The following is a 20,055-nucleotide window of genomic DNA, read 5'->3' as shown; positions in this document are numbered from 1 at the left end:
CTTCCACGCCCGCCTTCGCGGGCCCGGCGAACGAGCGAACGCCCAGCTGAAGAGCTGGAAGATACTCCGCAAGCTACGCTGCAGCCCGAGCAAGGCCGGCCACCTCTGCAAGGCCATCGCCGTCCTGCAAAATCACCGCGTTGCCCAAGCCGCCTGGGGATGAAAAGGGGTCACTGCGTTATCGATGGCTCGGGCGTGGGGGACGGCGTGGGGTCGGCGGGTGTCGCGCCGGCCGGTGCGCCGAAGAGCGCGGGTACCAACGCGGCGATGCCGAGAACGCCTAATAAGCGGTTGAGAGGGCGAATAGTCATGGATGTCGCTGTCCTTCCGTTGACGGGTGGAGCGGCGGCGGTCGGGGCCTCGTGTTCCGGCGCGAGCGTGGCCGCCGGTCGAACTGCCCGCGACCGTAACGGCGCGCTGTTGCGCCCCGGTTGAGTATTCGTTGAGTCCAGCGGCCGGACCGGCCGCCACGGACGATCTCCTACGTCAGCGGCGGCCTGGAGAGGAGGCAGTAGCGCAGCTGGTCGCGGCGGCGGGTCAGGGAGGCGGTCTCGGCGGTGTTGCCGGCCAGGTCGATGACCTTGTTGTAGGCCGCGCCTCCCGGCCCCATCGCTATCTTGGGTCTTTGGGTTCTTCTCGCGGGTCAGAGCCATATGATCTTGTCAGGCACGTAAGGTACGGCGGGTCCTGCTCGCCGGCCCGCACAACCGGCTGATCGAGGTCCATTGCTTCTCCGGCAGGCTGTGGAGCATCCAGCAGCCCGCCGACCCCAGCGCCGGGCTCGGCAACTGGACCACCATCGATCGCCAGGGCGACAACGCCTGCAGCGACCGTGCGTGCGCGATTGATGGACTGGCGGTTAACCCCGCCACCAGTGCTTCGGCCATAACTGCCGCAACGGCGGTGTCCTCGTGCGAGTTGTGCGCATGGTGCATCTCCTTTGTTGGATTCTCCATCGTGGTGACGAGATGGTTCGGCAGCCCCTCGACAGGCAGGCAAACCATGCGTTGCTGGAAAGGTAAAGGAGACGAGCCGATAGCAGCATCAACCCCAGGGTGGATTTCTGCCTCCATCGCACGGTATACATCACCACGCACCTCAACCCAGCGTGGTAGATGAACGCCTTCCTTGGGAGGGAATACACGGCGATCCGGGGAGCCTGTAAGACTGCCTGCTGCCGGTCCAGAGCCTTCAATTCGGCCACCTTGGCCAGGCGCCGGCTGGTCAAGGTCGTGGTCCGGGTCGTACTCGGTTTCGGTTCCTCCGGGCTGTAGGATCCGCAACTCGGTGTCGGATGGCAGCGTCTGGACCTGCGCTTAGTGGCGAATCCGCGTGATCTGTCGGACCTGACCATCCGCGCGGGCGTGTCGAATCCTCTCGTCATGCGATCTGGTCGGGACGCTGAGGTGAGAGCGCCGACATTCGGCCCCTGCCAGTCCGCCTCGGCATGTCGAATCCGACAACTACCTGACACGGAGGCGCGGATTTCGACAGCAAAACGCGGATCCTACACGGGCCTGGCCGCAGCCGGTCGCCGCTGTGAACCCCATCGTTATCTTGGGTTGTTGACCGCTTCTCGCAGGTCAGAGCGCGATGATCTTGTCTGGCACGTAAGGCATGTTGACCGGCTCTCACAGCATGTTGCGGGGACCGGGCGCGAGGTCTCGACGGCGTAGCGCGCCGCGGACCTTCGCTGGCCCGAAGACTTGGCTAGGTAGCTCCCAACGGCGTGGATGCTGGTTGCGTCCGCGGGAGTGGTGTACGAGTTTGACCTGGTCAGCAGGTGTGGCACCGTGAAATGAGAACGGCCATCGCGTGATCCTTCGTAGCAACGATTCCAAGAAGGAGAACGGCGATGACCGCGGACAACAGTGTGACGCCTGCCCGGTGGCTGGCGCAGCAAATCGATACTGGCGACCCCGACATGTTGCGATCCATGGTGAAGACCATGCCGTGCTTATCTAGGGTTGGTGGACTCTTTCTGCAGGTCAGCGCCAAATGATCTCTTCTGTCACGTACGGCAAGTCGGCGAGATGATCAATTCCAAGGGATGCCTGCAGAGGGTGTGGGGTAGGCGGCGGCCGAAGCCACCGCGAGCCGGTCAGGCGTCAGGGTCGACTTCGGGGTCCGTGAACCACACGGGCTTGCCCAGCGACCGGGCGTAGGCGATTTCGGCTCGGGTGCTGTCTCCGATGTAGTCGCCGACTACGAGCACCTCATCAGCGAGCCGGATCTTCGCCCGGTGCAGCTCGCCGAGTCGAACCTTCAGCGCCTCGGCCTCGACAGGATCGGACCAAAGTTCGTGCGGCGACTTCATGTCACAGCCCGGTTTGACGACAATCTTTCCGGCTTTGGTCTCCCGCAGATCGGCCTCGTTCATCTCGGACATGAAGCGGGTGGAGCCGCAGATCACGACGATACCCGGGAGGCTCAACGAGCGGGCCCGTTCGAACCCGTGACGCTGGCTAGACCCCGGACTGAGGCTCAGCCTGACATCGTCGCGAAGAATTACGCGGCATACGTCGCCGGGTACGGTGAGCCCGCGTAGTCACGGGGCTACCTGGCGGCTGGGGACACGTTCGGGTGCGGAGGGCCCGAGAGGAACGCTGTGCGTCCCAGGATGATGACCACGAGGTCGCCGCTGGGCTGGGCTGGCCCTGTACGAGGTGGCTTCCGTGCCGATCGACGCCCCTCAGGGCCTTCAGGGGCCTGGGCAGGCGTCGGGGGCAGCGAGTCGACGACGGCACCATGTGGCCGACCGTCTTCCCGCTGACGACGTTGCCGGCCGACGACGAGGCGGGAATCTCCGCCCTAGTGAAGCAGGCGAGCTGAGATCGCCGAGGTTGATCAGGGGCTGTGTGACGACCATGGGCGGCACCGCTCCGTGAGGGCATCGGTCTGGGTGGAGAGCGGCTGAGGCGTCGCGGGGACGGCGACGGCGCACCATCCCCGCGACTTGATCAACGGGCTGGGCCGGCGGGCTGATAGGCCTTGAGTGGATGTGGAAGGAAGGGCTTGAGCTCGCGGGGCGGCACCCGGCCGGCCGGAGCCCGGGAGGGGCCGAGGCTCAGGGGGAGGGACGTGCCGTCCGTGGTGAGGTCGTACCAGAGCCCTGGCACCGTGGCCGCGGTGAACGACGTATTCACTTCATCCACATCGCGCCACAAGGTGTAGACGAGCTGCTGGTTGTCGTCGGTGATGAACGCCATGCTCGGCCAGGTGTTCGGTGAGCCGCCCGCGATGTGGGTGGTGGCGTTGTCGTAGTACACCCGAAGGCTTATCTGGTTGGGGGCGCCGCTGGTGTAGGCGATCCAGCGGTAGGCGAGGGCCCGGCCGTCCTTGCTGAGGAAGGTCGGGTCGGCGTACCCGGCGTTGGTGTCGCTGACCCGGCAGTCGGCGGCGGTCGGGGGCGGGTTGCTGAGTGCTTTGATCACGAAACATGACGTGACATGGTCGGGCGAGGTGTAAGACAAGGCGACGACCTGCCCGTCGCCCGAGATGAGCGGGCGGGCGACGTCGGCGCCGGGGAAGATCTCGGTGGTGGTGCCGCTGGGCGCGTTGTAGAGCCAGCTGTGCTGCTTTCCGGCGGAGTCCATCGTGGACCACACCACCCGGTTGCCGTCGCCGGACAGCATCCCTCTGCCCGGCGGCGTCAGAGCGCACTGCGGGCCGCTCATCCCGGTGCAGTTGGTCAGCTTCTGCGCCGCGGCGCCCTTGACCTGGCGGTAGAGGTTGGCGGCCTGGCCGGACGCTGACTTCCAGTAGATGACCACCTGCCCGTTGTCGCTGACACCGTAGATCTCGCTGCTGTCCTCGGTTGTCCATGAGGTCCCGGCTGCGATGTCGCGGACCACGCCCCTGAAGACGTCGGGCTTGGCGTAACTGGAGCCGGTGTAGGCCACCACGTTGCCGTCCCTGCTGATCAGCGGCTCGGTGTACATGTTGTAGCTGGGATTGCCGTCCGGCTCGATCGAGGCCACCACGAATCCGGCTCCACCGGTGACCTGCTTCCTGACCACATAGGGGTACCTGCTCGCCGGGTGGTAGTACGGCGAGTCCTGCGGCATGAGGTTGCTGCGTCCCTGGGTCTCGAAGACGATGTACTTTCCGTCTCCCGAGATGGAGCCGCCGCCCATGCCGCCGGCGTCGCCTGTGGAGTCGGGCCGTCCCGGATACTCGGTGCTGCTGGCGAGGTCCGCGCCGAGCGTGGTCGGCGGGCCGGGGAAGACGACGTCCAGCGGCTTCAGGAGGATGGTCCCGGACGGCTCGCCCGTGCCGTAGTTGTTCTGCGCGATCACCGACACGACGTAGGTCACGCCGGGCTTGAGCCCCTGGATGAGCTGGTGCGTGGCGTCGCCGCCGTAGGCGTACACCGTTTTGATGCCGCTGCCGTCGCCGGCGGTGGCGGTCACGATGTAGCCGCTGATGGGGCTGGACCCCTGATCGGCCGGTGGCGTCCAGCTCACCGAGGCGCCGCGCAGGGTGGGCTTGGTGTAGGCGTCGAGCTTGGGTGGGCCGGGGGTGCCGTACTGATTGCCGACGATCATCCCGCCGCGGCCCTCCAGCTGGGGATGCCCGCCGGTGGCCGGGCTGACCACGGCGACCTCGGCGACCCCTTCCTGCGGCGACATGTAGAGCCCGCTCGGGGTCACGGTCCCGGGGCCGCTCACCATACTCCACTGGGTCTCGATGTCGTCGGGATACCCGGAGACGGTGACCTTGAACTGGTAGTTCTGCCCGGGGCCGACGGTGCCGATCGGCGGTGAGACCTTGATGCCCTGGAACGGGCCGGCGGCCTGGGCGAAAGTGTAGGAGGCGTTGATGATGTTGTCCTTGCGCCAGAGCGAGTAGTCCTTACCGATGGCGCCGAGGTCGATGGCGACGCCCAGGCGAGTGAGGGCTCGGAGCTCCCACCAGGGGGACTGCGTGGTGTCGGCCTTGAACTGCACCCCGGGCGCCTCGATCACCAGGGCCGGGCCGACGTAGCCGTACAGCAGGAGCTGGACGTCGGTGGAGAGGATGGCGGCGATGCTGCCGTCGCCGTAGGCGCCGAACCCGGTGTCCAGGTAGAAGCCCTGCCCCTTCTCGATCGGCGTGCAGTTCGAGCCGCTCTTGGCGGTGTGGCAGTGGGTGCCGAACTCCTTGTCGTAGTGCACCGAGAAGGTGACTCCGGCCGAGGCGCCGCCTTCGATGTTCAGTGCGACGGAGAAGCGCACACAGACCACGACCGGGAGCCTGCCGAGGTTGAAGTGGAAGCAGGGCCCACGGACATGCCCGACGTGCACCCGCTTCTCGAACTCCTGGGTGACGTTCTGCTTGACGCGCACCTCGGCGCTGACACTTGTGGTGTTGGTGATGTCGCTGCCCTTGGCGGAGTCGGTGCTGGCGCCCATCGTGGTGTTCTGCTTGAGGCTGGCCTGGGCCTCGACCTTGGCGACCAGGCGGCCCTTCTCCTTGAAAGCGTGCTCGTACTCGATGATGAGGGCACCGTCGCGGACGACGGGCTGTGGCGAGCCTGCGGTGACGCGGGAGTCGCCCTTGCGGATCGCCTGCACCATGCGCGCTCCGGGCACGGACGGCACGAATTGCACCTGGTCGCCGCTGTCCACCTGGCCGTCGACGGAGAAGTCGGCGTCGGCGAAGGCTTCGGCGAGCGTCGCGGACACGGTGTAGACGATGAACAGACCGTTCTGCCGGGCGGTCCCGGTCACCTTGCCGAGGAACCCTTCAGGGGTGAGCGTGCTCTGCCCGATGACGACCAGGGTGCTCGGGGTGAGGGCGGTGACCTCTTGCGGCGGGTTCTCGAACTCAAGGCCCTGAGCGGGGTGCACGGCGCGCAGGGTGGCGAGCGCCGCCGGTGAGAGCACCACCGGCGCGCTCTTGACGGTCAGCTTCGGTGTGATCGCCTCGGTGGGGGCACTGGCCGCGCCTGTGCCGGAGGCGTTGGTGGCGCGGACGGTGAAGGTGTAGGCGCTGGCCGGGTCCAGTCCGGACAGTGTGGCCGTGGTCGCGGTGACCGTGGCGGTCTTGCCACCGGGGCTGGCCGTCACCGTGTATCCGGTGACCGGGCTGGTGCCGGTGACGGCCGGCGGCTCCCAGATGAGCTGCACGCTGCCCGAGGCGGGCAGCGAGGCGCGCAGATGGTCGGGTGGGCCCGGCGGCACGCTCGCCGCGGGCGTGGCGGGCTTGGCGGTGGAGGGGGCGCTCGCTCCGGCCGCGTTCCTGGCCACCACCGACACGGTGTACGCGGTGCCGTTGGCCAGGCCTGTCACCGACGTCAGGGTGGTGTCGGCCGCGATGTCGATGGAGCGGCCGCCGGGCTGCACCGTCACGGTGTACCCGGTGATCGCCGAGCCGCCGTCGACGGCGGGCACCCACTGCACGTCCACCCGCTGGTCGAGCGGGGTGACCAGCAGCCCGGGCGGCGGCATCGGGACGTCAGCCGGCTGCGGGCGCACCGGGTCGGACGGCGCCGATTCTGGCCCCGTGCCGGCGGTGTTGACGGCGCTCACGGTGAAGGTGTAGTCGGTGCCGTTCGTCAGGCCGCCGACGGTGGCCTGCGCCGCGGTGCCGGGCGCGGTCACGGTGGCCCCGCCGGGGGACGCCGTGACGACGTAGCCGGTCAGGCCGTCCGCGCCGGTGTCCGGGGGCGACCACTCGACGCGCACCTCGCCGTCGCGGCCGTACACCGAGGTGATGAACGGCCTGCCGGGCTTGCCCGGCCCGCCCGGGGTGACCGGATCGGACGGCGCGGACCGTCCGGAGGTGCCGACCGCGTTGGCCGCCGTCACGGTGAAGGTGTACTCGCTGCCGTCGGTGAGACCGGTGACCGTCGCCTCCAGCTGGCCGGCGGGCACGGTCGCGGTCTTGCCGCCGGGGCTGGCGGTCACCGTGTACCCGGTGATCGGCGCGCCGCCGTCCGCCGGCCTGCGCCATTTCACGCCGGCCGACCCTTCACCGGCCGTCGCGGTGACCCCGGTGGGCGGCGACGGCACGGCGGGCGCCTTGTAGTAGTCGAAGGTGTCGATGGCAACGCTGATGCTCGCGCTTCCGGCGTTGCGGATCACGAACGTGCCGCCGGTCCCCAGCTTGACCGGCACCAGGCCGGACCAGAAGTCGTTCGGCTGGTAGGCGATCGATCCGCCTGACGGGACGTTCGCCTGGCCGGAGGGATAGACGCGGAGCGAGCCGTTGGCGGTGCCCTTGGCGGTAAGGTTCACGCCGACGGCACTCACTCCCGCGGCGGGAACGCCTGCCTTACCGAGCGGGGCGACGGTGTAGGTGCCATTGGCCTCGATCGTGATGTTGTTGGCGATCCTCGCGGGAGCGACGGGTGTCTGCGTCGAGGGGGTGACCGCTGCGGCGGGCGTCACGAAATAGCCCGATACGTCGGCGTACACGGTCAGCGCGGCTGAGCCGCTGTTGTTGACGGCGATCTTGCCATCGGGGCCCGGGGCAACGATGACCAGGTTGGACTGGAAGGAGCCCGGCCGGTACTCGATGTCCGCCCCGGTGGGCAGCGTCCCTTGCGAGGGGTATGCGAACGTCTTGCCGGATCCGGTGCTCTTGACGATCAACGTCAGGGCCACGTACGCCGCTCCGCTCGCCGGGACGCCGCCTACCCCTGTCACCGTGAAGGTCGAGGTCGAATTGGCGGCGACGCTCTGGTTGGCGACGATGCGGGCGGTGTCCAGCGGGACGTACGCCGAGCCGGCCGTGCCGGCGGCCGCGGCGCTGAAGTAACCCCGCACCTCGGCGTACACGTTCACGGCCGCCGAACCGGTGTTCTTCACCTTGATCGAACCATCCGTACCGACCTTGACCGTCAGAAGCTGGTCCTCCCACACACCCGACCGGTAACGAGTGCCGGTGACACCCGGCGCGGTCATCAGCTCCGAGGGGTAGACGATGAGGCCACCCGTCCCGCTCGCGCCCTTGGCCGCGAAGTTGACCGCGACACTCGACACCCCGCCGGCGGGCACGCCGCCCACCCCGGCGATCTTCACCGTCACCGTCGCACCGCCCGCGATCGACGCGTTGCTCAGCACGCGGACCCGTGCCTCGTAGTACTGGCCGGGGCCCGGCTGCAGCGGGTCGGCGACGGCCGCCCGCACCGCGGCCGCCGCGGCGGCCGGAGGCGCGCCCGCCAGGCCGGAAAACGCGAGGGCAAGGGATAACAGCCACCGTACGATCACATCGGCCTCCTCGCTGGAGCGCACGATCCCGGCGCCCCAAGCCACCGAGTCCGCGCGAGGGCACTTGGAGGGCAGTGTGCCGTAAGCCGCCGACAGCCTCCAGATGTTTGCACCTGGATGCAAACACCCAGGTCAACGGCTCGGGTCTGCCGTAGCTCCTGCTCGTAGGCGCTGAGCGGCCGCGCCAGGGCGGTGGCCTCCGTGCGTGTCCGCAGGCCACCGCCCTGGGACATCGGCACGACACCCCACGATGGCCAAGGAGTGGTTTCCTACGAGTACGTTCCGTGGAGCGAGGGAGCGACTTCGACGGCGTCACGGCGGTGAGGCAAGCCCCGTCGACTGACGCTTCCCCTCGTCCAAAGCCGGTCGGGACAGCGCAATTGCCGGATTGCCCACCGGCCGCCGAGCCCGCCGTCCCATGGGCGTGACCGGGGCTCCTCGGTTGCCGTTGGGCTCAACCCGACACGCCCGAGTGCTCCTCATACGCAAAGAGCCGCTGAGGGGCTTCCGCGGTCGAGATTTTCGAGGAAATGACACGGATCCTGAGACAGCTCACGGATGACACGGTGTGAGACGCCGTGAGAATACACAGGTCACAGCGTCGACGTATGACACGGAGCTTGATGAGCACCCGCTGCCCATGACCAGCCAGCAGGCCAGCCAGATCGACCGCAGCCTGGCTATTGTCCTTGCCGCCGTGTTGTCGATCGTGCTGCTGGCTGTCCGCTTCGAAGAGCGCGACACTATCGCCTTGGTCGATCGCATCGCCGGGTACCCCCGTGACGAATCGGCCCGTACCGCCGAACGACGTGCCCGTGAACCAGCAGGCGCAGTTCGCCGCTGACGGCTCGACCTTGCCCGGCCGCGGCCAGGCCCTCGCAGGCGACGCCGTCGCGGAGCCCGCGGCGGAGCGTGCGGTGGAGGGCGCGGGCACGCTGACGTTCCGCGCTCGGCCGTGCGCGGGAGAGCGGGTGTGCCCATGGCGTCGCGACGCCGATCTCACCGTCTACACCGACGAGGACATGCGACGGCTGAAGGAGGCCAGCAAGGGCGACACCCGGGGCGGCGCGCACAGCTTGGCCGAGGCCGAGCAGATCGCCGACGGCCGCCGGATGGCCTGCCACCTCGACCAGCCGGACTCCGCGCACCCGCTGCGGCTGTGCGCCGGCTGGCTGGCCGTCATCGGCCCGCACCACTTCCGCGCCCGGCTCAGCGTGCTGACCGGCCAGCTCCCGGTCGAGGCGATCCACCCCGACACCAGCCCCTGGCCGCCGCTGGTCAACGACCTGGACGAGCTTTTGGAGCGCCGCATCGCCCAGCTGGCCGCGCTGGACCTCGACCCGGCCGTGCAAGCAGGATCCGATGCGGAAACCACAACCGACATGGCAAACCGACCAGCCGGACCCCAGGCATGGCCGGCGAGCAGCCGGGCGAGCGGCTGGACAGGCTCGTCCCCACCGCGGTGTGGCGGCCTGGCCCAGCGGGCCCGCGCCTGGGCACCGCCAGTACCACGGGCGCCTCCACGACGCTGGCAGCCTCTCGCGGACGAGGGAGCGGGGGAGCGGACGAACTGGCCGGGCGACAGCCGCCCATGCCGCCGCTGCTGCCGCCGCGCCCGCTGGTGGACTCGGTCGGTGACATCGCCGGGCCGCGGCCGCCATGCTCACGACGGCGGCGAGGTGCCCAGCGCCGACGTCGACCTCATCGACGAGCTACCGCGTACCGCCGACGACACCGCGGCCGCTGGCCATGACGCATCGCCCGTACAGGTGGAGAGCTACGGCGCTCTCGGACCTTCAGCACCGTGATGCCGTGCGCGGGCAGGGCCGCGCTCCAATTGACGAGGTCGTGCAGCAGGGCGGCGCGTTCGGCGGTGGTGATCGCGGTGCCGCGCACTACCCACTCGCCGGTGATCCCGGTGATGGGCGTGGCCAGTGCCTGGACCGGGATGCCGTCGACGCGGCCGTCCGCTGTCAAGCCACCATTGACGTCTTGCAGGCGGCGCCACAGTTTTCCTGCTCGTTCGCTTGCCACGGTGGAACAATCGCCACATGAGCACCATCGCCGAGCGACTTCTCGCCGGGGCAGCCGACCATGAGCCTCACCGTCAAGCCGCCATCAGACTCCTCATCGAGGACGACCACAGCGCGTGGCTCGACAACGAGGCCTTCACCAATGCGTGCGTCGACGACGCCGGCGAGCGCGCCTACATCGATTGGGCCGCCGCGCGTACCGCGTTCGACAACGGCGCTTTCGACCGATGGGCCACCACCGAGCGGGCTCTCCTGGACTTCACCATCGCGATCGGCGAGGACCGCTTCGGGCTCAGCCGTATGAATCTGCGCCAGACGGCGCTGATCAACATCGCCATGATTCGTGCCCTGCCGGAAGCCGTCGCCCAGCGCATTGGGCCCTGATCGCAGGTCGGCTACGTCTACGATTCGGACGACACGCCGACCTGCCGCTGGCGATCATTTCTCTGAACGGAGATCGATCCTGCATGCGGCTGCCGCTGGCACACGCTGCCGCGTCCCTGCCCGCAGACAGTGCATCGCCATCAAGACCGAGATCACCACAGGGTTGGTCCCCTAAGAACCGTGCATGCCACTCATCGCGGCACACGGCAAAGGCAAACCCCAGAGGGCGGTTCAGGATGGTGCTGGCTGCGTTGGCGGGCGAGGGCCCGCGAAGGTAGGAGGAGTGCACGAGGCGGGTCGGATTGCCGTCTGGTGATGCCGGGTTGCGCATGGAACACGAGATAGTCGGCGCTGATCGCGCCGGGCAGCATGCAGCCACCAGCGTTCCCACTGATCGGGGGAGTGCGGTGGCTGCTCGACGGTCAGCAGGTGGTCTCCGCAGAACAGGCACCGCGTGTTCTGCCTGGTAATCAGCTGGAGCGTGTATCCGTCGATGCGAGGTTTGACCTGCCTTCGCCGTTCGGCCCAGTAGTGGGCGTGAGCGGGGTCGTCGGGTGATGCCCTTCATGTCCACCGAGATCAGCACCCTGGTCGTCACGTGATCGTCACCTTGTTCCTCCGGGATGTGGTCAGCGCGTGTGCAGGGCGATGCCGCGGCCGCCGAAGAACGGCTCGAAGGTGTCGATGGGCAGGCTGGCCTGGCGGGCGCCGGGGGTGTGGCCGGAGGGGTTGTGCAGGTGGATCAGGCCGTGGTCGTGGCCGGTAAGCAGGACCAGGTGCCCGCCCCGGCCGGGAGCCGGCAGCTCGGGGCGGCGGATCTCCTTGTGGACCGAGGCCATGACCAAATGCCCGTCGGCGAGCAGGCCGTGGAGGTCGGCGACGGCTAGGTGCGAGTGCACCTCGGCGTGCAGGCCATGTGCGGCGCGTACGTAGTCGGCGAACGGCGCGTAGTACAGGCCCTTGATCCGGCCGTCGTTGTGCTCGACGTAGCCGCCGTAGGCGCGGCAGCCGTGCAGGAGCTCCAGCAGCGGCGGGGCGTGCCCGTCGCGGTGGTCCAGGGCCATCTGCAGGCAGGCCATGCCGCACGCGTGCCGGCACCAGCGGCCGTACTCGGCTCGGGTGCGTGCCCCCGAGGCGTGCCATCGTGGGTCATCAGCGGGATCGGCGCCTTCGTAGGCGATGGCGCCGATCCGCTGGGGGCTCATGTACTGGGTGAACAGGGCGACACCGTCATGCAGCGCCTGCTGGCTGCTGCCTGCTCCAGGCGTGCAGGCCAGGCACACCACTATCGCCCCCAGCAGTCTCGGCGCGGCCGAGGAGCGACCGCAACGTGGTCCAGGCGGTGTTCCCGCCGGGCAGGACCACACCGATTGTGCCGGAAATGATCTCGATCCGCCCGCACATCGCCGCGGCCAGGGCGGACGTGCCGCTCGGCTCGATGACGACCTTCAGGTGGGCGAAGCAGGCCGCCATCACCTCGACGATCTCGACGTCGCCGACGGCGACTACCTGGTCCAGCAGCGCCTGGTTGATCTCGAACGGCGGCGGACTTCACGGTCTCGGAGGGAAGACGCCCTGGCCCGGAGTGAGGATTCCGTCGGGGTCGTAGCGTTCATGGGCCGCCTCGAAGGCGGCCCATGAAGGGCCGTAGTGGGTGCGCCACTCCTCAGGCGTGGTGGGTATGGAGCCGACCGGGTACTGGTAACCCCCGATGGCTTGGGCGCGCAGGTAGAGGGAACGGTTGGCCTCCACCATGTCCTGCGGGCTCTCGGCTCCGTGCGAGGCGGTTCTGAGCAGGGTGAAGAGGAAGACCGTCTCCTCGTCGGGCATGCGCAGTAAGGGCAGGTGCAGGCGGGCGCGGGGGAAGGGATAGAGCAGGACCACGCCGCTGGCGCCGACCTCGGTCTCGGTCAGGTCCTTGATGGCGGCCTCCACGAAGGCGTCTGTGTGGCTCGCGGGCAGGAACATGTTCCACCAGGGGTGCGGGCGGTACCACTCGCCTGTGGACTTCAGATAGGCGACGCCCGCGGCGAGCCGGTTGAGGAAGTCGAAGTAGGACATGTCCTGGATCTGCCGGTCGCCGGGCTGGTCGCCCAGCCCGGCGAGCAGCCTGGTGTCGTCGGGCGGGGTCGTGCCGTTGAAGAAGGCGGCCGCTTCAAGCTGGTAGCTCCAGCCGGCGGAGTCGGTCGGCAGCCCGAGCTCTCCCTCCACGTAGGCGAAGCGGCCGTCGTTGACCACGCGCCGCTGGTCGGCGGTCAGCGCGGCGACGCTGGGGTAGGAGAGCAGGTAGTGGCGGACCATCGCGGGGGCGGGCAGCAGGCGCATGGTGGCCTTGGTGATGATGCCGCACTGTCCTCTTCCAGCCAGCGCCGCGCGGAAGAGGTCGGGGCGTAGCCGCGCGGAACACCTCCTCAGGCTGGCCTCCCCCGTGACGACCTCCAGTTCCACGACGCTGTCCGCTTGGGATCCGTGGTGGTGGGTCTGGCCGCCGACACCGCCCACCGAGAGCGTGCCGCCGACCGAGAGCTCCAGGTAGTCGGTGAAGACCGGAGGGGTCAGGCCGTGGGCCAGGGTCGCCTGCGCCAAGCTGCTCCAGAGCGCGCCCGCCTCCACAACAGCCGTGTTCTCCCGCACCTCAACCGCGTTGAGCGGGGTCATGTCGATGATCAGACCGCCCGCGACCTGGCCCTGACCGAAGGTGGCGTGTCCCTGGCCGCGCGCGGCCACGGGCAGGCTGTGCGTCCGGCAGTACTTCATCATCAGCATGATGTCCGACACGGCGCCGGGCTCCAGCACGGCCCCGGGGGTCCGATGGACCAGGTGCCCGAAGTCGTCGGCGGCCTGGCCGCGCGAGGCGGGATCGGTCACCACCTTGCCCTTCAGCAGCGGCAGGTCGGCCATCCCCTGAGACCGGGCGTCGGTGACCCATGTGCGCGTGGACGGGTCGAAGCCGACCACGGCCGCCCCCGCCGTGAGGAACGCCTGTCTCCACGGATACCACGTCATACCCGATCCTTTCGCAGCGCGGTCACGTCGCGTCGATCATCGCTGACGGCACCCGGCGACGCCACCCGGACGAAACTGGATGACAGCCACAAAAGGGTTACCACGGCGCTTCGGGCCGCGACGGGCCAGCCGTGGGGCACTTGGCGGCGGTGGGCTGGTTCTTCGGCATGTCGTACGGCTCCCAGCTCGGCGAGGCCCCCCGCGCCTGGCCAGTTCGGCTCAGCGTGCGACACGCGCCGGACAGGGATGAACCACTTCACCGGCCCCGCAAGACCTTGGTCGGCTCTGCCAGCGGCGTGGGCGCTCGGCGGCGACGAAGGGCGCGCGTGTCTTGCCGTGGCTCGATAGTGATGGTCACTGACACAAACCAGCCTTCTGCAGGCGGGGACCACCAGTTCAGTGGCGGCCCACACTCACGTCGCTCAGATCGTGCCCGGTCGGCAGGAGGCCGGCACCGGCGTACCCGGACCAGCCACGGGGTCAGGATTCACCCGTTGTCGACCGTGAGTTCCGGTCGAGGCGTACGTCGCGGTGGGCAGGGCGCAGGAAAGGTTCACGTGCGAGGAAATCACGGTGCGCCGCAGTCACCACGGCCGCCGCCTCTGCCGATCGCTCCATCACAGCTCCGGTGGCAGCACCAATATGCAGACCAGCCACACCCAAGCGTGACCGCATCTGCCTGGTGTGCCGTGCAGCACAGGTCACCGTCGCCGACCACCAGCCACTCTCCCGCCGACAGCTTGAGCTTGAGGGCCTAGACCCCAACGACGTCCACGGCCGTGGGCTTTGCGCCTCATGCCACGGGCGTGAGACCCAAGCCAACACGATGATGTGCCATCGCGTCCTAGCGATGCTCTGGCTAGGTGTCGTCCCGCTCTGCGCCGCGCTCTGGGGGCCTCCCGCCTATGGAGAGCCGCACTCGGCCCCAGAGAGGGAATCGGTAGCTAGCTTGGACCGCATGCGCCTTGACGTCCCTAACGTTGATGCGCTTGAGATCCCCATGGGAGTCTCTCCGCCACCGCCGCCCCAAGGCATCACGGAAAGTTAGCGTCGGTAGCTGAGTGATCTCGGTGAACCACGTCATGCCCATCGAGAACCCCAGCCACGTCTCAACACTCAATTTCCTGGTCAGGGTCTTGGACGGCGCGACATCCTGCAGATCCGCCTGCGCTGTCGTAAGGGACGGCAACTCGCCGAGAGCCAGAGGCTGCTGATCCGACACAGTCACAGCAAGATCGAATACGCTAGCATCACTCCGGTTGGCCACATAAAGCACTTGATGTCCGGGATCGGCGCCAGCGACAACCCATGCCCCGACAAGATGCGCCTGCTCTCGCTCTCTTTCGAGCACAGTACGCCTGTACGCCAGGGCAGCGATGAGGGCAGAAGTGCCGGTCATCAACGCGCCGATGTATTCGGGTACACGCCCCCATTCCAACGCAAGCCAGCCTGCCAACATCGCCAGAACCTCCGATCTTCTGCCCATCTTCACTGACCGAGGAAGATCGACGCAGGAGGAGTGGAGCGACACGCGACGCCCCTTGTCTCCGTCTACCGCGCCGCTTGACCAAACGGTGGGAGAGAGATCCCCGCAGGGCTGATCTGGAGACCCGCTGGGGAGGCTTTCCGCTGGCAGCGCAGGTGAACGGGTTTTCGCGGGAGCGGGTTCGTAGCCGAGCGACATGCGCGATCAGGACTTACCCGGACGGGTCGCTGTTCCCCCGGCTCAGCATGCGGGCAGGTCCTATGGTCAGTACGCATGAAGAGTGCACTGATCATGCAAGTTCCGTCCCTGCGGGACACCACGGCGCCAGCGCCAGGCGACGGCGAAGAAGTCGACGTCGAGGACGAGGCTGCGGCCAAGGGTAGCAACGCTGATGTGGAGGCGGAGTTTACGGCAATGAGGGCGGTCCACGACGTGCTGGACAGCCTCAAGAACCCCGCCGCGCAGCGGCGTGTTCTGGGGTGGGCGACAGCAATGTTCGCTGACGGCGCACGATAGGCAAGCGAACGAAGGTGGACCCGCCTTGAAGCCGCGGCGGGTCTTGCCGGCCCGGTCGAAGTCAGCCGCTCACATGGCGTACACCGCGGCCAACATGGTGGGGGAGTCACCCGCCCGTGTCGCTTCGAGGTCATCCGCCCCTGTGCCTTGTGTGCTGTCGTGATCGGGAGCATCCCGGATGGTGCGGAACGGTGCAATCTGCTCCTGGCCCGGCGCCGCACATCGCCGCTGGCCGCCGCTTCGCCCAACTGGCCCTCTGCTGCTGCCAGTGCGCCCGCGCCCTGACCAATGCGCTGTCCAAGCGCCTACGGCATCGGCCCCGACTGCCGGGAAGGCATCCAGGACGAGGTCCTCGCTCGGTACTTTGCGCCCCAGGTGGGCGCAGCTCACGCCGCCAACGACGCCAGGAAGGCCCTCAGTTGATCACCACCACGCCCCCCGCCGCCGGCATCGGCACCGCCACCGTGGACCTGAAGACCCTGACCGTCAACGGCAGGCGGATGACGCTCACCGTCTTCCGGCAGATCCGCGAGCAGCCACTCATAGCCGACGACGGCACGCTGAACGGCCAGCCGTGGGGCATGGTCAACTACCACCCCGACCGGTGCGGCGACAGCCAACTCACCCACTGGCACATCGTGTGGCAGCGCGGCTCCGAACTCCTCCGCACCCGCGTCCACGAGAAGCCCACCTTCGACTGGCCCACCCACTACGTCAACGCCAACCCCCAGTTCCAGTCCCCCGATACCGACAGGTACCTTACCGCCGCCGTCCACGAGTGGATCAACGACCTCACCGAAACCCTGGTTTTGAAAAAGGAGACCTACCGCAGCTACAACCCGACACTGACGCTCATCGACAACGGCATCACCGTGCGCGGAACCGTCTCCGATAAGGCCATCGCTGCGGTCAACAGCAAGCACCAGGCCGACAACCCCGAACCCCAGCCCTGGGCGAACAGCCCCCACATGATCGAGCAACGGAAGATCGAGCAGCAGCAAGCCACCGCCGAGGCCGAGCAAGCCCGAGACGCGCTCAACGAAGAGATAGACAACTGGCATCTCACACCCATCGAGGTCAACCACGCCTACCACGCCGCCATCGCCGCCGAACTCGAACGCCGGCAGCGCCACCGTGACATCCGCGCCCAACTCGCCGAGCTACCCCAACTCTTCATCGCGCTATGACCGAGCCATACGCTCCAGGCGCCTCTTACGAGGGTGTGCACGCGCGCGAGCCGGGCCGCTCTGTGCGGTTGAGGTAGGCCGGCGTAGTGTCGGGGCACGGCGAGCATCCGGCCAGCCGACTCCGTTGACGCAGGCCGAGTCCTCTTCTCCACCCCTAGCGTGAGCGGACGCTGCTGGAGGCACGGCGGCACCTTGTTGGGTGTGATGCGGCAGCGCTTGGCGAGGTCTGCGAGCGTATCTCCGGTCTCGACGGCACTCTGGACGCAAAACAGCTCCTGCCTCACCTCGACCTGCCCGGGTAAGGCCGAGCGGGTGCGCAAGTTTCGCCGGACGCCGCCCTGCGCTGCCTCGTCGACGCGGCTTCGCGTGACGGAAGGGTCGTGGGCGCCCCTGCGGCACTCACTCGCACCAAGGCCTGCGCGCGCCGTTCCTTGGCATCTCCTGCTCGGCGAGGTGGCGCTGAACACCGCGGCCGCCTCGGGCAGCGCCATGACATGGCGCCCTTACCCGCTATGCCTGTTGAAGTGGTTGAGGTTGAGGATCAGGTGGCTGATAACGATCAGGAGCGTCAGTGCCCCGGCAGTTGCGTACGGAATCGAGGGCAGACCGGGTAGCGCGTACGACCCTGGGGGAGGGTGGTGCCGCCCGGTCCCTGCCTCCGGGGACATCCGTGATCTGAGAGCCGGACAGCGAACGCGCCCAACGACATCGCTGCCGGATTTCCAGCGGCGCAGAGCGCCGACGCCTCCTTCCGCAGCGACCGCAGGCTCTACGCCGCCGGCCGTCTCGCTGAAATCGGCGACCCGCGCGCCGCCGATGTGCTGGCGGCGCTCGCCGCCGGTGACCTCCCCTACATCGACGCCGTCTCCGCCGCGGCCAAGCTGGCTGGAAGGGGAGACCCTCGCGGGGTGGCCGCGCTGACCGAGCGGGCGCTGCACGATGACGACCTGCACGTCAGAGGCTTCGCAGCGGAGATGCTGGCTGGCCTGGGCGATCCAGGCGACCTTGTACGGCAAGCGTTCGCCGACACGCTCGCCCGCTTGGCGGCTGATCCGGAGCTCGACCTGTCCCGCGTCACGGTCGCGGCCGCTCTGGCCAACCTGGGAGATCCACGCGGTGCCGTGACGCTCGCCCAGCTCGCCACCGACCCCAGCCTGCGGGACCATCTGCGGTTGCAGGCGCTGCTCAAGCTGTGTGACCTGGCTCCGGAGCAGGCCGTCTCCGCCCTGACCGACGTGGTCGGCGATCCGGCGCTGCGGTTCCCGGCGGTGAAGGCCCTGGCTCGGGTACCCGGTCTGGACGTGTCGGAGCTGTGGGCCGCCCTCGCTGACGCCTCCGCCGCGCTGAGCCCGCACCGGATCGTCCAGGTGGCAGCCGAGGTGGGCGGACGCGGCGACCCTCGCGGCATCGAACTGCTCAAGGGGGTCGTGGCCGATCCCGAGGTGTACGACGGCTACCGGCTGGACGCCGCCAAAGCGCTCGCTGACCTCGGCGACCGGGACGCCGTTGAGCTGCTTGCCGCTCTCGCCGCCACAGCCTCGCCCGACCTCACGCGGGTCCACGCGGCCGAGGCTGTGGCGGCTCTCGACGCTGAGCGCGGCGCGCGACTGCTAGCCAGGCTGGCCACCGAGCACTCCCACGCCGCAGCCGCGCCCGTCCGGCTGCGCCGGCCCGACGGCATGCTGCTCCTGCACGCTGCCGCCCGGCGCGAGTCCCACCCGTGGGCTGCGGAACGGTTCATCGAGTACGCCGGTCCTGACGAGGCCGACCTGCTGGTCGACCTGGCCACCGACCCCCGCTACGTGGGGGTTCTCGCCGCCTCCAGGCTCTTGGAGGTGGGCGACCCCCGAGGTGTCGCCTTGCTGACCGGCTTCACCGGCGAGGCGCTGCATCCGTCGCTGCGTATCAGGGCGGCGGCGGCTCTGGCCCGTGCCGGCTCTCCGGCAGGTCGGGCTCTGCTGCAGCGGCTCGCGGGCGAGCGGGCCCAGGAGGCGGCGCACCGGGTGTGGGCGGCCAGGGAACTGGCCGACCTCGGTGACCCGAACGTGCTCGTCCAGCTCGCGGAGGGTCCCGAGGGGAATGGCAAGCAGCGCACCGACGCGATTGACCGGCTGGCGGAGCTCGACCACCCGAGGGCGGCCGAGCTCTGGGCGGCCATCGTGGCCGACCCCGCGCTCGAGGACTACTACCGAAGGCTCGCCCGCGGCCGCCTCACCGGCCACTACCCCGTCGGCTTCGACGAGGGGTGACCTCCCGGACTCGATCGTTATCTGAGGTTCTTGACCTCTTCTCGCAGGTCAGAGATGAGATGATCTTTTCAGGCACGTATGGCACGTTGACCGATCTTGAAGGCATGTTGCATCGATGTTCGGCGGGGCCGCTTTGCTATGTCTTGGCTGCGCACCACTTCTGACCTGGGTAAACTCCCTCATCGCACCCCCGTGTCGGTTGAATCCGAGGGGGAGCATTATGGCTACGCTTCGCACGGCCGGCCCCATGCTGGCACTGGCGGTCGACTACCTGCCTGAGCCGTCGACTGGGCGCGGGGGGTGCCTTTTAAGAGCCGAAGTATGACGGCTACAGGGCTCTGGCTCGGACCGACAGCGACGGCGGGGTACAGCTCTCCTCACGGCACGGCAGCCGGCTCAACGAGATGTTCCCCGAAGTCGTGTTCGCGGTATGGGAACACCTCCCGAAACGGACGATCGATGGCGAGATCGTCCGCTGGAGCGCCGCCGGCAGGCTCGACTTCGCCGCGTTGCAGCGCCGCGTGGGCGGCGGCAACCACGCCCGCCACCTGTCGATAGTGGAACCCACTCACCTCGTGCTCTTCGACGTCCTGGAGGTCGACGGTGTTGATATCCGCACCCAACGTCTGGCTGAGCGGCGCAAGCACCTGGAGGAACTGTTCGCCGGCATCCCGGCCGCCTGCCCGCTCGCCCTGTCCATGCAGACCAACGACCCGGTCGAGGCTCGCCTGTGGTTCACCTCACTGGCCACGCACGGCATCGAGGGACTGGTGATCAAAGCCGCCGCCGAGCCCTACCAGCCCGGCGCGCGAAGCTGGTGGAAATACAATTCTGTTGGGGTTAGGGCGCGGTATCGAGAATCCTCGCCGCGTGTTCGCCGGTCATCCGGCGTTGCTGGCTAATTGCTGGTCGGCGACAGGTGTCGCTCATTGCGGACAACGGTGACAAACCTCCGCTGGTCGTCTGCGACTGCGATCATTCCGTTGAAGGTCATGTAAT

At 68.4% G+C, this 20,055-nt stretch carries 14 protein-coding genes and 1 pseudogene; 8 read left to right on the top strand and 7 right to left on the bottom strand.

Annotated elements, in window-relative coordinates; all coding sequences use genetic code 11:
- Window positions 1-481: 481 nt before the first annotated feature.
- Window positions 482-610 carry a hypothetical protein gene (locus AB0C30_RS41465; protein WP_357954415.1) on the bottom strand — a complete coding sequence of 43 codons (129 nt, stop codon included), beginning with the start codon at window positions 608-610 and terminating at the stop codon, window positions 482-484.
- Window positions 611-662: 52 nt separating this feature from the next.
- Entirely contained in the window at window positions 663-1,073 is a 411-nt protein-coding gene (locus AB0C30_RS41460) for a hypothetical protein (protein ID WP_357954414.1), read from the bottom strand.
- A 782-nt stretch (window positions 1,074-1,855) separates the two neighbouring features.
- On the opposite strand from AB0C30_RS41460, the gene AB0C30_RS41455 reads away from it, so the two are divergent.
- Complete coding sequence (locus AB0C30_RS41455; protein ID WP_357954412.1) at window positions 1,856-2,002, top strand: hypothetical protein; 147 nt, start codon at window positions 1,856-1,858, stop codon at window positions 2,000-2,002.
- A gap of 99 nt (window positions 2,003-2,101) precedes the next feature.
- Here AB0C30_RS41455 and AB0C30_RS41450 read toward each other — a convergent pair whose 3' ends face one another.
- Together AB0C30_RS41450 and AB0C30_RS41445 are read right to left on the bottom strand one after the other, a co-directional pair.
- Window positions 2,102-2,380, bottom strand: coding sequence for a hypothetical protein (locus AB0C30_RS41450; RefSeq protein WP_357954410.1), 279 nt, complete (start codon window positions 2,378-2,380; stop codon window positions 2,102-2,104).
- A gap of 580 nt (window positions 2,381-2,960) precedes the next feature.
- The gene (locus tag AB0C30_RS41445) at window positions 2,961-8,195 is read right to left on the bottom strand and encodes a fibronectin type III domain-containing protein (RefSeq protein WP_357954408.1); all 5,235 of its coding nucleotides are present in this window, start codon (window positions 8,193-8,195) and stop codon (window positions 2,961-2,963) included.
- Between the two features lie 640 nt (window positions 8,196-8,835).
- Between AB0C30_RS41445 and AB0C30_RS41440 the strand changes: the two genes are divergently transcribed.
- From AB0C30_RS41440 to AB0C30_RS41430, 3 genes are all read left to right on the top strand, one after another.
- On the top strand, window positions 8,836-9,039 hold the full coding sequence (locus AB0C30_RS41440; protein ID WP_357954406.1) for a hypothetical protein: 204 nt from the start codon (window positions 8,836-8,838) through the stop codon (window positions 9,037-9,039).
- The gene (locus AB0C30_RS41435) at window positions 9,011-10,003 is read left to right on the top strand and encodes a DUF6283 family protein (RefSeq protein ID WP_357954404.1); all 993 of its coding nucleotides are present in this window, start codon (window positions 9,011-9,013) and stop codon (window positions 10,001-10,003) included. The genes AB0C30_RS41440 and AB0C30_RS41435 overlap by 29 nt, the downstream gene beginning before the upstream one ends.
- A 243-nt stretch (window positions 10,004-10,246) precedes the next feature.
- Window positions 10,247-10,612, top strand: coding sequence for a hypothetical protein (locus AB0C30_RS41430; RefSeq protein ID WP_357954401.1), 366 nt, complete (start codon window positions 10,247-10,249; stop codon window positions 10,610-10,612).
- 629 nt (window positions 10,613-11,241) lie between these two features.
- On the opposite strand, the gene AB0C30_RS41425 is transcribed toward AB0C30_RS41430, so the two are convergent.
- From AB0C30_RS41425 to AB0C30_RS41415, 3 genes are all read right to left on the bottom strand, one after another.
- The gene (locus AB0C30_RS41425) at window positions 11,242-11,817 is read right to left on the bottom strand and encodes a C39 family peptidase (protein ID WP_357954398.1); all 576 of its coding nucleotides are present in this window, start codon (window positions 11,815-11,817) and stop codon (window positions 11,242-11,244) included.
- Window positions 11,818-11,842: 25 nt separating this feature from the next.
- Complete coding sequence (locus AB0C30_RS41420) at window positions 11,843-12,085, bottom strand: hypothetical protein (RefSeq protein WP_357954396.1); 243 nt, start codon at window positions 12,083-12,085, stop codon at window positions 11,843-11,845.
- A 78-nt stretch (window positions 12,086-12,163) separates the two neighbouring features.
- Entirely contained in the window at window positions 12,164-13,618 is a 1,455-nt protein-coding gene (locus AB0C30_RS41415; RefSeq protein WP_357954394.1) for an FAD-binding protein, read from the bottom strand.
- A 1,759-nt stretch (window positions 13,619-15,377) separates the two neighbouring features.
- On the opposite strand from AB0C30_RS41415, the gene AB0C30_RS41410 reads away from it, so the two are divergent.
- From AB0C30_RS41410 to AB0C30_RS41395, 4 genes and pseudogenes are all read left to right on the top strand, one after another.
- Window positions 15,378-15,620, top strand: a complete 243-nt coding sequence (locus AB0C30_RS41410) for a hypothetical protein (protein ID WP_357954392.1) — start codon at window positions 15,378-15,380, stop codon at window positions 15,618-15,620.
- A gap of 419 nt (window positions 15,621-16,039) precedes the next feature.
- The gene (locus AB0C30_RS41405) at window positions 16,040-16,807 is read left to right on the top strand and encodes a hypothetical protein (RefSeq protein ID WP_357954390.1); all 768 of its coding nucleotides are present in this window, start codon (window positions 16,040-16,042) and stop codon (window positions 16,805-16,807) included.
- 818 nt (window positions 16,808-17,625) lie between these two features.
- Complete coding sequence (locus AB0C30_RS41400; protein ID WP_357954389.1) at window positions 17,626-19,056, top strand: hypothetical protein; 1,431 nt, start codon at window positions 17,626-17,628, stop codon at window positions 19,054-19,056.
- A gap of 323 nt (window positions 19,057-19,379) precedes the next feature.
- Window positions 19,380-19,958, top strand: a pseudogene (locus AB0C30_RS41395) (hypothetical protein); the annotation flags it as partial.
- Between the last annotated feature and the right edge of the window lie 97 nt (window positions 19,959-20,055).

The organism is Nonomuraea sp. NPDC048901 (genome assembly GCF_040649695.1).
GTDB lineage: Bacteria > Actinomycetota > Actinomycetes > Streptosporangiales > Streptosporangiaceae > Nonomuraea.
The sequence above is the reverse complement of the archived record's forward strand: the minus strand, read 5'-3'. Positions and strand labels throughout refer to the sequence as shown.